The organism is Candidatus Thiopontia autotrophica (assembly GCF_982804495.1).
Genome location: NZ_CEYDPX010000031.1, coordinates 1 through 12,793, shown reverse-complemented (window position 1 = coordinate 12,793; position 12,793 = coordinate 1). Strand labels below are relative to the sequence as shown.

At 50.7% G+C, this 12,793-nt stretch carries 12 protein-coding genes and 1 pseudogene; 10 read left to right on the top strand and 3 right to left on the bottom strand.

Going from position 1 to position 12,793, the window contains the following annotated elements; all coding sequences use genetic code 11:
- A pseudogene (locus tag AC3ZFK_RS07795) lies at nt 1-640 on the bottom strand (hypothetical protein); the annotation flags it as partial.
- A 361-nt stretch (nt 641-1,001) separates the two neighbouring features.
- On the opposite strand from AC3ZFK_RS07795, the gene AC3ZFK_RS07790 reads away from it, so the two are divergent.
- From AC3ZFK_RS07790 to AC3ZFK_RS07760, 7 genes are all read left to right on the top strand, one after another.
- Complete coding sequence (locus AC3ZFK_RS07790) at nt 1,002-1,187, top strand: sulfur relay protein DsrC (protein WP_487507256.1); 186 nt, start codon at nt 1,002-1,004, stop codon at nt 1,185-1,187.
- A 29-nt stretch (nt 1,188-1,216) separates the two neighbouring features.
- Nucleotides 1,217-1,870: a hypothetical protein gene (locus AC3ZFK_RS07785; protein ID WP_487507255.1), complete on the top strand. Its 654-nt coding sequence runs from the start codon at nt 1,217-1,219 to the stop codon at nt 1,868-1,870.
- Nucleotides 1,871-1,876: 6 nt separating this feature from the next.
- Nucleotides 1,877-2,566, top strand: a complete 690-nt coding sequence (cas6, locus tag AC3ZFK_RS07780) for a type I-MYXAN CRISPR-associated protein Cas6/Cmx6 (protein WP_487507254.1) — start codon at nt 1,877-1,879, stop codon at nt 2,564-2,566.
- 74 nt (nt 2,567-2,640) lie between these two features.
- Nucleotides 2,641-2,979 carry a TusE/DsrC/DsvC family sulfur relay protein gene (locus tag AC3ZFK_RS07775; RefSeq protein ID WP_487507253.1) on the top strand — a complete coding sequence of 113 codons (339 nt, stop codon included), beginning with the start codon at nt 2,641-2,643 and terminating at the stop codon, nt 2,977-2,979.
- Between the two features lie 29 nt (nt 2,980-3,008).
- On the top strand, nt 3,009-4,340 hold the full coding sequence (locus AC3ZFK_RS07770; RefSeq protein ID WP_487507252.1) for a GAF domain-containing sensor histidine kinase: 1,332 nt from the start codon (nt 3,009-3,011) through the stop codon (nt 4,338-4,340).
- Entirely contained in the window at nt 4,337-4,987 is a 651-nt protein-coding gene (locus AC3ZFK_RS07765; protein WP_487507251.1) for a response regulator, read from the top strand. The genes AC3ZFK_RS07770 and AC3ZFK_RS07765 overlap by 4 nt, the downstream gene beginning before the upstream one ends.
- Before the next feature lie 24 nt (nt 4,988-5,011).
- Nucleotides 5,012-5,494 (top strand): rhodanese-like domain-containing protein, encoded by a 483-nt coding sequence (locus AC3ZFK_RS07760; protein ID WP_487507250.1) that lies wholly within the window; start codon nt 5,012-5,014, stop codon nt 5,492-5,494.
- Nucleotides 5,495-5,500: 6 nt separating this feature from the next.
- On the opposite strand, the gene lptG is transcribed toward AC3ZFK_RS07760, so the two are convergent.
- Together lptG and lptF are read right to left on the bottom strand one after the other, a co-directional pair.
- Nucleotides 5,501-6,592: an LPS export ABC transporter permease LptG gene (gene lptG, locus AC3ZFK_RS07755; RefSeq protein ID WP_487507249.1), complete on the bottom strand. Its 1,092-nt coding sequence runs from the start codon at nt 6,590-6,592 to the stop codon at nt 5,501-5,503.
- The gene (gene lptF / locus AC3ZFK_RS07750; protein WP_487507248.1) at nt 6,589-7,719 is read right to left on the bottom strand and encodes an LPS export ABC transporter permease LptF; all 1,131 of its coding nucleotides are present in this window, start codon (nt 7,717-7,719) and stop codon (nt 6,589-6,591) included. Before lptF ends, lptG begins: the two co-directional genes overlap by 4 nt.
- A gap of 49 nt (nt 7,720-7,768) precedes the next feature.
- Here lptF and AC3ZFK_RS07745 point away from each other — a divergent pair, with 49 nt between their 5' ends.
- From AC3ZFK_RS07745 to AC3ZFK_RS07735, 3 genes are all read left to right on the top strand, one after another.
- Nucleotides 7,769-9,259, top strand: coding sequence for a leucyl aminopeptidase (locus AC3ZFK_RS07745; protein ID WP_487507247.1), 1,491 nt, complete (start codon nt 7,769-7,771; stop codon nt 9,257-9,259).
- Nucleotides 9,260-9,322: 63 nt separating this feature from the next.
- A complete protein-coding gene (locus AC3ZFK_RS07740; RefSeq protein ID WP_487507246.1) occupies nt 9,323-12,115 on the top strand; it encodes a valine--tRNA ligase in 2,793 nt (930 codons plus the stop codon).
- Nucleotides 12,112-12,783: a TIGR04211 family SH3 domain-containing protein gene (locus AC3ZFK_RS07735; protein ID WP_487507245.1), complete on the top strand. Its 672-nt coding sequence runs from the start codon at nt 12,112-12,114 to the stop codon at nt 12,781-12,783. Before AC3ZFK_RS07740 ends, AC3ZFK_RS07735 begins: the two co-directional genes overlap by 4 nt.
- The last annotated feature ends 10 nt before the right edge of the window (nt 12,784-12,793 follow it).

Below are 12,793 nucleotides of genomic sequence, written 5' to 3'. Positions count from 1 at the left end.
TGGCCTGCAGGAGGTCACCCTCGTCAAAACAGGACTGCTCACAACGGGCCGCACCAACACATGATGCTGAAGTACGAACAGCTGGGCCCGCGCCACCAAGGTCAAAACAGAAGTCCTCAACACCAAGATCTTTAAATGTCTCGGTATCATTCAACTTATTAAATGCAACCTGTACGCCATCTGAATCAGTACCCTGAAGCAGAATATCGCCAGACTGGCCATGCATACATATAAGACCTGTGCCGGTCTCACCCCATACATCACACATCTTTCTAAGAAGATCAGAGGTATAGTGAAGGCCTGCAGGAGGCATGATACGTATTGTATGGAACTCCAGTGCATCAGGGTACATGGTCTCGCCACTATCATCCTTCAGCTCAGAGAAGCGAGGAATGATGCCGCCACCGTAACCGATGACACCTACTGTACCGCCCTTCCAGTAACCGCGACGGTTAACAAAAGATTGCTCCAGGGTACCAGTAACACCACGCATCATTTTGCTGTGTTTGTTGTCTGCTACAGAAATACGCTTTAATGAGCCAACATAACTTGGCCAAGGGCCCTTTTCCAGCTCATCAAGGTTAGGGGTTGGGATATCCAGCTCAGGGATATTTGCATTTAGCTTGGTCTTCTCTGACATTTGTAAGGCGCTCCTTAACGTTTACCAGTCAATTTCCTCGTTGCACAACTATTAGCACAACGCCAAAAAATAAATCTCGCCACAATCAACGGAACACCATATCAGACATTCCTTAAATTGGGAGTGGAAGTATGTCAGAGCAACCTGCCCTGTTCAACGCAATTCACCCTATTTTCGACAGGCAATCGGGATACCCAATATATCCCCAATGGGATAGGTTAAATGTGTGTTTATAATGAAATCATTATATTACGGCTATTTGCTCTAATTAAGGGGAACATACCCCTTGTATCCACTCTAACAGCCCCTAATGTATACTGGAACAGTTGGTTATTTTCTGAACATATTGAGATAAATATAGATGTTGAACCTAAGTGAAGTTCTGATGGAGAAGCAGCATGAGATGGAGTGCTTTGAGGATCTGGTACAGGCTGTTCACGAACAGGCAAGAGCCAGGAACAAGCGCTTCTTCCGGATGGATGTACGTCCACCATTCGCTGACACCCCCGACAACTGGGAAGATCGCCTGGAGGCTGCTTTTTACTGATTATGGATACTGAAAAGAGAGTGGAAACTATGGCTGCCGAAGATGAGGCCCAATCAAAAGAGGAGCGTCTTGCCACTCTGGAGTCCAGACTGAAGGGGCTCCCGCCATCAATTGAACGGGCCGAGCTTCTGCTGGATTACGGCACTCTAATGCTGGATTTTCAGCAGAATGAGGATGCCTGGGATGCCGCCTGGGAGGCATTTAACACCTTCACCGAGAATGAGAACTGGGAGCTGGCTGTTGTTGCCACAGATATTCTGGTCTCGGCCGACCAGAAAGACTCATTGGTCGCACTGGCTCATGGCATCTGGCTAGGGGTCACTTACCCAATCAACCCTGAAACCACCACAGCAATTCTGCAACACATGATAGATGAGTCTCCAGCCGGATCCGATACCGCTGCGGTAGCAGCAGTCACATCTCATTTTCTCGCCGACCATCGACGCTCTGAGGGACAGGATGGTGAGAATATTCTCTTTTTTACCAGCCAGAAATTGGCCGAGGTTGCGGCACAGCATCGCAACATCAAGGATCAGGATGAGTTTGAGATCTGGATGGCAGGAAATGAATTTGATAATCCTGACTCTTTTCTCCCCAAATTATCTGCCGCAGTAGATGCCCTGGCTGATGGTACCTGGTGGATCGATCGTGATGCGCTGCGTGCGGCTATTCCAAAAATATAGGCTGTCATGACATTCTGGGAAGAGGAACAGGGCCAACAATCCATAGAGATCTCTGATGATGTCGTGGATCTCAGCTTTCGTATTGATTGCAAAACTCTGCCGGTTGACCATGGCTGGGCATTGAGCAGAGCAATCCTCAACCATTTGCCGTGGCTCAGCGCTGAACCAAATGGTGCACTCCACCAGATTCTGGTGGCCGAGTCGGGAAATGGCTGGCTATCGCCCGATGATGGCAACGAGCTACTCTACCCATCCCGCAGAACAAAACTAACCATACGTCTGCCACAACAGAGGGTGGATGAGGCCATTTCACAACTTGATGGGGTGACACTGGATGTAGATGGTCATGCCATGAAGCTCTATAGGCCAGAGAGCCGCCTGCTCAGCACGATAACTACTCTTTATACCCGTTTTGCCATCTTCCATGACAATGAGACAGAAGATGATTTCCTGACCAGAATTTGCCAGGAGCTTGCAGAGCGGGGAATTTACCCCAGAAAAATGGTCTGTGGACGCACCAACCTGCTCAAGAGAGGAGAGGAGACAATATCCACCCACAGCCTTATGCTGGCTGATCTCACCCCCAAGGAGGCTATTGCCCTGCAACAAAGAGGGCTAAGTGAGGGAAAAGATTTTGGATGTGGGTTGTTTTTACCCCACAAAACAGTGGAAAATCTAATTCTGGAGAAAGATTAATCTGAACTCGCCACCAAGTAGCTTACTCTGGGTGGTGAAAATTTTGTAACTGGCTTAACAAGGAGAACCAAACCATGAGCTATGAAGTCAATGGACAGACCATCGAAACCAACCCAAACGGCTATCTTGATAATATCGATGAGTGGAACGAGGATGTAGCAAAAGTTATCGCCGAGGCAGAGGGTATCGACATGAGTGACAAGCACTGGGATGTTGTCAACTACCTGCGTGACGAGTTTGTCAACAATGGTGGCAACCAGCCCAACGATCGTCACATGATGAAGGCAATGGGTGCGGCATGGGACGAGAAGCTCAAGTCCAAGGATCTCTATATGCTATTCCCAAAACAGCCATCAAAGCAGGCTGGAAAGATTGCAGGTCTGCCCGAGTCACGTCGTAAAGGCGGTTACTAGTCAGACAGAGAGCAAAGGGCACGAGGTAAGTGGTACTGGTCAATCTCATTGAGTCGCTTCGCGGGCGTTTTACGGATGGTGAGGAGATTCCTGAGCTGGATCAACTGGAGCAGCGTCTACTCCACTCTGAACAAGAGACAGAGCTACAGGTTCGTAATCAGACCAGGCACCTTGCACAACAGGCTGCCTCTCTGCGAATTCTCTATGACGTAGTTGCCAGCCTCAACAGCTCGGAAAATGTACAAAAGCTTTTACTCCGGTTTCTCTCTTTTCTGAAGGAGATGGTTGGTGCCGATGCTGCCACCATCCGTCTGCTCACCCCTGACAACCAGATGAAGCTCCTCTCCAGCATTGGAATGGATGATGAACTGGCACAACAGAAGGGGATAATCCCCGTAACCAATAGCCTCTGTGGAGAGGCTCTCTCCGAGCAGACCATCCTGCATCAAGAGAACCCGTGCGACTGTCGAGATGTAGATGGGGTAGAGCTACCCTGTTCAAAAAACGGGGTCATCATTGTCCCCCTCCAGCATCAAGAGAAAATCCTGGGTGTCTACACCCTCTTTGTCTCGCCTGAGCGCCAGAATGTCAGTCGAGAGATGGATCGACTGCTGCTCAATATTGGGCAGAATCTGGGCATGGCTATTGAGAAATTTCGCCTTGAACGAGAGGCGCATAAAAGCAAAATGGATCAGGAGCGCACCCATATTGCATATGAACTTCATGACTCATTGGCACAGACCCTGGCCAGCCTGAGAATCAGAACCCAGATTATGGAGGAGCATCAGAAACAGGCTGACAGGAAGCGTAATAAAAGTGACGTCCCGGGCATCCATCTCTCCGAGATCTTGCATATTCAGCAAGGACTTCATCAGGCAAATCGTGAACTCCGAAGCCTTATTGCCAATTTCCGTGCTCCAATTCACCAACAGGGTGTAATCCAGGCGATAACCACGCTGACTGACGAGTTCAGAAAAGAGCACGGCATCAACACATATTTTCAACATCAGTGCGAGAGCATCCAGCTCCCGCTGGAGAGTGAGAGACATCTACTGCGAGTTATTCAAGAGGCACTTGCCAACGTGCATAAACACAGCCAGGCACAATCTGTTCGTATTCTTGCTGACTGTATCCCGGAGCATAAATTCTGGATCCTGATTGAGGATGATGGCATCGGATTCAATCCTGGCGAAAAGAGGCCAATTGAGGGGGAGCATATCGGGCTATCTGCCATGCAGCAACGAATTGAGGCGATAGGTGGTACACTCGAAATAGAGAGTGAGCCGGGAGATGGTACCCGCATTACAATCACCGGAACCGTCAACGCAAGTAATGAAGAAGATATTTTTGATCTCTTATGAAAGTCTTACTGATTGATGACCACACCCTGTTTCGCACCGGAATCGGTGCTCTGCTTCAGGGGCATGATATTCAACTTGCGGCCGCCGTAGGTACAGGCAAGGAGGGGCTGCAGTTAGTAACAGAGCTGGAGCCTGACATTGTTCTGCTCGATCTGCGGATGCCGGAGATGGATGGGATAGAGGTTCTTTCAGAGTTAAAAAAACGGGAGCCATCGCTCCCTGTCGTCATGTTAACCACCAGCGAAGAGGAGTCAGATCTTTTGTCTGCGCTACAGAGTGGTGCTCAAGGGTATCTGCTTAAGGATATGGAGCCAGAGGAGCTGGTCTCTTCACTGGAGCGCGCACTAAATGGAGAGGTTGTGGTGGCCCCATCAATGACTCCGCTGCTTGCCCGTGTTGCCCAGGGGGAGATCCTGAAAACACACCAGAGAGATGATCTCAAGGCTCTGCTGACACCAAGGGAGTATGAGATTCTTCTGCATCTTGCGGAGGGGCAGAGCAACAAGGTTATCGGTCGTGAACTCGACATCTCTGATGGCACGGTTAAACTTCATGTCAAATCCATTCTGCGCAAGCTGGATGTACACTCACGTGTAGAGGCTGCAGTAATTGCAGTAGAACGTGGCATCACCAAACACAAGGCATAAATCTGGAGCTAACAGACAGACATCATGAAACTATATACCGAACTGATCAAAGATCTTACCCCCCATGTTACCGAGATATTTCCATGGGATCTGAAGGATAGGCTGTCCGCAGAGAACGATATTCTGATGTTGGATGTGCGCGAACCATACGAGTTTGCAAAGATGCATATTCGCAACTCAATAAATGTGCCACGGGGGATCCTGGAGACTGCATGTGAATGGAACTATGAAGAGACAGTTCCAGAGCTTGCCACCGCCCGTGACCGTGAAATTGTTGTTGCCTGCCGCTCTGGAAACCGCAGTATATTTGCTGCCCATACCATGCAGCTTATGGGATACAAGCACGTCACATCACTGAGAACAGGCCTTCGAGGATGGAATGATTATGAGCAGGAGATGATCTGTGGCAACTGCAGTGAGGATGGGGTTGTGATGGATATTGATGAGGCAGATGAGTACTTCAGTGCAGGGCCAACCCCGGAACAGATGAAACCAAAAAACTTGTAAAGACCGCTACAACCCCCGCTTGCGAATCATCCAGAGAGCGCTCAACAGGAAGAGTGAGGGGGCCAGGAATGCGGTCACAATCGGGTTAAACTGGTAGATCTCTCCGGTGTTCATCAATACCTTGTTGAGAAGATAGAAACCGATCCCCAGAAAAACCCCCATAACTACCCTTTTTCCTGCAGAGAGCGAGCGCCCCTCGGTAATGGAGAATGGTATTGCCAGAACCAACATAACCAACATACTGAACGGCATCGCCAGGCGCCCCCAAAAGGCGTGCTGATAACTGCCTGCATCAAGACCGCTGTTTTCCAGAAAAGCGGTGTAACTATAGAGCTCGACCATGGAGAGGTCTACCGGATCACGCGAGGCCAGCCGGATAATGTCATGCGAAATGGTTGACTGATGTTTTGCCTCATCAGCACTGACTGTAGCAATTGGACTCTTATCCAACTGCGTTGACCGCACCTGTTCCAGCCTCCACTCCTCCCCTTCATGAAAGGCACGATCTGCATAGCTCACCTCGGCAAGATCACCAGGCTCTGGTATCTTCATCCATTGAATGCCGGCGACTGATCCATCACTGCCCACATGCTGCATGCGCACAAAATAGTCGCCATCACGCAACCAGAAGACCTCTCTGGAGTACTCCACCACAGACTCATGTAGCGCCTCAGCCTTGATTATTTTTGCTCCTCTCTCCGCAGCAGGGACAACAAGCTCCATGTTAATGACTGCGATCAGAACAGAGAGAAGACCAATTATGCGCACCCGCCACAGTATCCCCAGGATGGATACCCCGGTGGCCCGCATGATGGTCAGCTCATTCGATGCCGCCAACCCTCCAAAAGAGAAGAGGCTGCCAATCAGTACCGCAGCTGGCAACATCTCCTGCACGATTTTCGGCATCTTCATAAGTACAAACGAGACCGCTGTAGTAGTGGTGAAATCCTGCTTGCCAATATTTCCCATCTCACCGGCAAAGGTGACAAAGTAGGCGATAGAGACCAGACTCAACAGGGTGATCACCCCGCCCCAGACGATCTCACGCCCCAGATACCACCCCAAAATATTATTGTTATCCAAAGAGGATCTCTTCATGAGCCCCCTCTCCATCTCAAGGAGATGCCGTCACGCAGGTAGAGGATGAATATCAGTACCACAATTGAGAGATATACCCAGCTCATCCCCATCCAGCTCTCCACCACGCCACGTTCTATCCATCCATATGAGATATTGAACAGATTGCTGAACAGCAGGTAGAGCAGAATACCGGGCACCATCCCCGCATATTTTCCGCCTCGTGGTGAGGTTCTGCTCAGTGGAACTGCAAGAAAAACCAGCAGTACAGTCATTACCGGAAGAGAGAGTCGCCACTGTAGCTCGGCCTTGTACTGTAACCGCTCAGAGCCCCACAAGGCCTGGAACGGGATTGCCCGTCCAGACGGCTCTCCACTGGTCGATTTTTTCAGATCAAGCTTTACCCCATACTCCTCAAAATCAACAATCTCAACATCGGCATCGCCCGGGCGGCCGCCATACTGCCTCCCCTCTCTCATCACCAGCCACTTGCCATCCCCGTTCTCGTTTGGCAAAAGCTGTCCGAATCTTGAGGTGATAATGCGAAATCTATCTGGAGGCACCGATTCATAGAAAAAGACCCCCCTCATGTCCCGCTGATCTACAGATATCTCCTCCGCATAGAAGATCCTCTCCCCTTTGCCCGATAGAGATTTAAAACGCCCAGGAGTCAGCCCGACCAGATTTGCATTGGCATTAATCTCATCGTGAATATTGTTTATTTCTGTCTGCGCCCATGGAGTGACAAAGAGCACAAACATGGTAACCACTGTAGCCACTCCAACAGAGAACCAGCGCACTCCGCGTGAGGCCCTGAAAATATCCACCCCACCGGCCCGAAAAGCGGTGACCTCACTCTCTTGATAGAGTCTTCCGAAGGCTAGCAGCACCGAAAAGAAGAGTGTCATCGGTATGACCATTCCCATATATGCAGGCACCTTTAACCAGACCAGTTGCCATACATGCTCCAGTGGAATCTGTCCGGCAACCGACTTGGCCATCATCTTGCTTATGCGCAAAGCCAGAAGAAGTGTGATCAAAACAGGGGTGGCTACAACCCACATCCACACTACCTGCTTAACCAGATAACGTTCGAGCGTAGTAAAGCGGGCGATAACCCATTTTTTCTCTGGCACGTTTGATCCCATTCGCTAATAATATCCGTTTTACTGATTGAATAAAGTGGAGATTTAAAATATGGATTTTTCCGTTACCAGTGCTGTATTGGAGAAGAGCAAAAGCGACTGCATAATCTGTGGTATTTATCATGGCCAGAAGCTCTCATCTGCCGTCTCCACACTAAACGGGGCCACAGGAGACGCCATTCAGCAGCTGATAGATCGTGGTGATCACAAGGGCAAGGCGGGAGAGGTTCAGTGGCTTCACGCCCCCAATGGTATATCTGCCCAGCGGATACTTCTGCTAGGGATGGGGGCAGAGAGCAAACCCGGTAATCGTGATCTCAAAAAATCGATCGCCGCTGCTGTTGAGGCACTACGAAAGAGTGGTAGCCGCAGTGCAACCCTCGCAACATCTACCATACTCTCCTCTACTGATACTCAAGAGCTCTACCACTTGACGCGCACGGCAGTAGAGACCATTGAATCCACCCTTTACCAATTCGATATACCCTCATCCAGGAAAAAGAGCAGGCCGCTACTCAAGAAGATCACCTTTAATGTTGCTGATCGCAAGGGCTTAACAACTGCCAAAAAGGGTATCGAAGAGGGTAAGGCAATTGCAGACGGGGTTTCACTGGCGCGCACACTTGGCAACCTGCCAGGCAATATCTGCACGCCGAATTATCTTGCCAGTCAGGCACGCAAGATTGCACGCGGTGAAAAATCGATATCTGTTCGTGTCCTCAGCGAAAAAGAGATGGAGAAGCTGGGGATGGGAGCACTGCTATCTGTTGCCCGTGGAAGTGATCAGCCGGCCAAACTGATTGTTGCAACATACAGCGGGGGGGCAAAAAAAGCGCCGCCCGTTGTGCTAGTTGGCAAAGGGGTCACTTTTGACTCTGGTGGAATCTCCCTCAAGCCCGGGGGTAAAATGGATGAGATGAAGTTCGACATGTGTGGCGCGGCCTCTGTGCTTGGAACCCTGCAGGCCGCCCGCGATCTTAAACTGCCGATCAATCTTGTTGCCATCATTCCCGCCACCGAGAACCTTCCAAGTGGCAAGGCGACAAAACCTGGTGATGTTGTGACCAGCATGTCCGGACAGACCATCGAGGTTCTCAATACAGATGCCGAGGGGCGACTGATACTCTGTGATGCACTCACCTATGCAGAGCGTTTCAAGCCTGCAGAGGTTATCGACATTGCCACCCTGACTGGCGCCTGTGTGGTGGCCCTGGGCAAGCACGCATCCGGGCTCCTCAGCAATGATGACAAGCTCGCCAATGACCTGATACAGTCCGGTGAAGAGAGCGGTGACCGCACCTGGAGATTGCCGCTCTGGGATGAGTATCAGCCTCAACTGGATTCCAACTTTGCCGATATGGGGAATATTGGTGGACCTGAGGCTGGAACCATTACTGCCGGCTGCTTCCTCTCCCGCTTTACCGAAAAACAGCGCTGGGCCCATCTGGATATAGCTGGTGCCGCATGGCTTCAGGGCAAGGAGAAGGGGGCAACAGGACGCCCGGTTTCGCTGCTGGTTCAGCACCTCTTGAACCTGGGATAAGTTAATCAGAGGCCTCCTAGTCAGCGCAAAACAAGAGCCATAATAGTGGTAAAATCGCCCGCCATGGAAAAAAGATACGACCCTCATGCCATTGAACAGCAGTGGTACAAGAGCTGGGAAAAACAGGGCCACTTCTCGCCCAGTGGCAGCGGCGACCCCTACTGCATAATGATTCCGCCACCCAATGTGACTGGAACACTGCATATGGGTCACGCCTTTCAGGATACCCTGATGGATACCCTGACCCGCTACCACCGGATGAAGGGAGACAACACCCTCTGGCAGCCGGGCACTGACCATGCCGGTATCGCCACCCAGATGGTGGTTGAACGTCAGCTCAATGCAGATGGTGTAACCCGTCATGATCTGGGCCGTGAAACATTTATCGACAAGGTGTGGGAGTGGAAAGGTGAATCAGGGGGCACCATCACCCGTCAACTGCGCCGTATGGGCTCATCTCTGGACTGGTCCCGAGAGCGCTTCACCATGGATGATGGTCTCTCCGATGCGGTACGCGAGGTCTTTGTCCGTCTTTATGATGAAGGGCTGATCTACCGTGGCAAAAGACTGGTCAACTGGGATCCGGTACTCCATACCGCAGTCTCCGATCTGGAGGTGGTCTCTGAGGAGGAGAACGGCCATATGTGGTACATCCACTACCCTGTCGCCGATGAAAACGGCACTGCCACTGATGAATATGTAACTGTTGCCACTACTCGTCCAGAGACCCTGCTGGGAGACAGTGCAGTAGCAATCCATCCCGACCATCCAACCCTCTCCCGACTGATTGGAAGTAGCGTAGTGTTACCACTGTGTGACCGTACCATTCCTGTTGTTGGTGATGAACATGCCGACCCCGAGAAAGGGACCGGTTGTGTCAAGATAACCCCGGCACATGACTTCAATGACAACGAGGTGGGCAGACGTCACAACCTGCCACTGATAAACATCTTCACCATCGATGCAAAGATCAATGATGAGATGCCGGAGAGATATCGTGGCATGGATCGCTATGATGCACGCAAGGCAATTGTAGATGATCTGGATAGTGCCGGCCTGCTTGAAAAGGTTGAACCACATAAACTGATGGTGCCGCGTGGGGACCGCTCTCACACTGTGATCGAGCCATACCTGACTGACCAGTGGTATGTAAAGGTGGCACCTCTTGCAGAGCCCGCAATTGATGCAGTAAAGAGTGGCAAGATAAAGTTTGTCCCGCAAAACTGGGAGAAGACCTATTTCGAGTGGATGAACAACATTGAGGACTGGTGTATAAGTCGCCAGATCTGGTGGGGGCACCGTATACCTGCCTGGTATGATGTCGACGGTAATATCTATGTTGCAGACAGTGAGGATGAGGTTAGGGAAAAATACAGTCTGGATGCAGATATAACCCTGACCCAGGATGAGGACGTACTGGATACCTGGTTCTCCTCTGCCCTCTGGCCATTCTCTACCCTTGGCTGGCCCGAAAAAACCCCAGAGCTTGAGACTTTCTACCCAACCAGCGTGCTAATCACAGGTTTTGACATCATCTTCTTCTGGGTCGCCAGAATGATCATGATGGGGCTCAAGTTTATGGATGATGTCCCCTTCAAGGAGATATATATCCATGGGCTGGTAAGAGATTCACACGGACACAAGATGTCCAAGTCAAAGGGTAATGTGCTCGACCCTATCGATCTTATTGATGGTATTGAGCTGGACGAGCTGGTCGCCAAACGGGCTACTGGACTGATGCAGCCACAGATGCGCAAGAAGATCGAGAAGGCTACCCGCAAGGAGTTCCCTGATGGTATTCCATCATTTGGTACCGATGCACTGCGCTTCACCTTTGCAGCCCTTGCCTCAACTGGCCGTGATATCAATTTTGATCTTGGTCGAATCGAGGGCTACCGCAACTTCTGCAACAAGATCTGGAATGCGGCTCGCTATGTTTTGATGAACACAGAAGAGCAGGACTGCGGACAGAGTGGCGGGGATGTTGAACTCTCTACCGCCGACAGATGGATTATCAGCCGTCTGCAACAGACCGAGGAAGAGGTGGTGCGTGCAGTAGATCAATACAGGCTGGACCGGGCTGCCAATGCAATATACGAGTTCACCTGGAACGAGTACTGTGACTGGTATCTGGAGCTCTCCAAGCCGGTGCTATACAGTGACAACAGCAGCGATGAGGCTCTGCGCGGCACCAGGCGTACTCTTGTAATGGTGCTGGAGACCATACTCCGTCTCTCCCACCCTATCATGCCATTCATAACCGAGGAGATCTGGCAACGGGTCGCCCCTCTTGCAGGTAAAACCCTGTCCGAGGGTGAATCAAGCCTGATGCTGGAACCATATCCAGTTGCAGACAACTCCAAAATAGATCCAGATGCCACTGCCGAGATGGAGTGGACTAAATCCTTCGTGCTTGGAATTCGCAGCATCCGTGGCGAAATGGATATCCCTCCAGGAAAACCTCTGCCTGTACTTATTCAGGACGGCTCTGCAGAAGATATTGCACGTATCTCAAACCACGGGGCTACACTCAACTCACTTGCACGACTTGACTCTATAGAGATTCTGGAAGATGGTACCAATGCACCGGAGTCCGCCACAGCACTGGTTGGCAACATGAAGATCCTGATCCCAATCTCCGGGCTGATCGACAAGGATGCAGAGGTTCAGCGACTGGATAGAGAGATTGGGAAGATTGATGGCGAGATCTCCAGAGTAAATGGCAAACTCAATAATGCAAACTTTGTGGAGCGTGCACCCGAGGCGGTCGTTGAAAAAGAGCGTACCCGTCTGCAGGAACTGATCAACAGACAGCAACAGCTTCAGGCTCAGAGAGAGAAGATTGAGGCATTATGATTAAAATCGTAACAATCATATTTACTCTGCTGCTGTCACAGATGGCGAGTGGCGCAGAACGCTACCTCTCCGGCATCCCCGTACCACTCCGTGCAGAACCGGACAGATCCAGCAGACTCCTGCAGCTACTACCAGCCGGAGAGTATGTGTCGCTTGGCAACGAGAGTAAAAATGGATTCACCCTTATAACCACAAACTCCGGGGTCAGAGGATGGGTCACAAGCCGCTATCTCACCAAACGATCACCGCTACCCGCAACCGCCAAATCATCGCAAATAGAGAGCAACCAAAAACAGATGAAAATCAAGCTGGAAAATAGCCGACTCAAAACCAGAATAACCAGTATCCAGCAAGAGAAACGTATCCTCGAGTCAGAGATTCAAAAGCTTAAGGAGAGCAGCCACAGAGCCAACCAGGAGGTTGATACCATCCGTGATATAAGTGAAAGCGCTCTGGAGATGGAGAATGAAAACCACCTGCTACGTGATCAGGTACGGGTTCAAAAACGAGATCTCGAGGCATTGCAACAGGAGAACAAGGCACTACAGGACAGAAAAGACCGGGACTGGTTTCTGGTGGGGTCCATGGTATCCATTCTGGCCCTGTTGATCGGGTTCTCTATTTCCAGAATGCGTGGTGGCAATAACAGGGGACGTGCCCGCATCTGACCATAAAAAA

Excerpts from the sequence above, each read along its gene's own strand:
- AC3ZFK_RS07790 (WP_487507256.1), top strand. The coding sequence starts at position 1,002 with ATGTTGAACCTAAGTGAAGTTCTGATGGAGAAGCAGCATGAGATGGAG.
- AC3ZFK_RS07785 (WP_487507255.1), top strand. The coding sequence starts at position 1,217 with ATGGCTGCCGAAGATGAGGCCCAATCAAAAGAGGAGCGTCTTGCCACT.
- cas6 (WP_487507254.1), top strand. The coding sequence starts at position 1,877 with ATGACATTCTGGGAAGAGGAACAGGGCCAACAATCCATAGAGATCTCT.
- AC3ZFK_RS07775 (WP_487507253.1), top strand. The coding sequence starts at position 2,641 with ATGAGCTATGAAGTCAATGGACAGACCATCGAAACCAACCCAAACGGC.
- AC3ZFK_RS07765 (WP_487507251.1), top strand. The coding sequence starts at position 4,337 with ATGAAAGTCTTACTGATTGATGACCACACCCTGTTTCGCACCGGAATC.
- AC3ZFK_RS07760 (WP_487507250.1), top strand. The coding sequence starts at position 5,012 with ATGAAACTATATACCGAACTGATCAAAGATCTTACCCCCCATGTTACC.
- lptG (WP_487507249.1), bottom strand. The coding sequence starts at position 6,592 with ATGAAGAGATCCTCTTTGGATAACAATAATATTTTGGGGTGGTATCTG.
- lptF (WP_487507248.1), bottom strand. The coding sequence starts at position 7,719 with ATGGGATCAAACGTGCCAGAGAAAAAATGGGTTATCGCCCGCTTTACT.
- AC3ZFK_RS07745 (WP_487507247.1), top strand. The coding sequence starts at position 7,769 with ATGGATTTTTCCGTTACCAGTGCTGTATTGGAGAAGAGCAAAAGCGAC.
- AC3ZFK_RS07740 (WP_487507246.1), top strand. The coding sequence starts at position 9,323 with ATGGAAAAAAGATACGACCCTCATGCCATTGAACAGCAGTGGTACAAG.
- AC3ZFK_RS07735 (WP_487507245.1), top strand. The coding sequence starts at position 12,112 with ATGATTAAAATCGTAACAATCATATTTACTCTGCTGCTGTCACAGATG.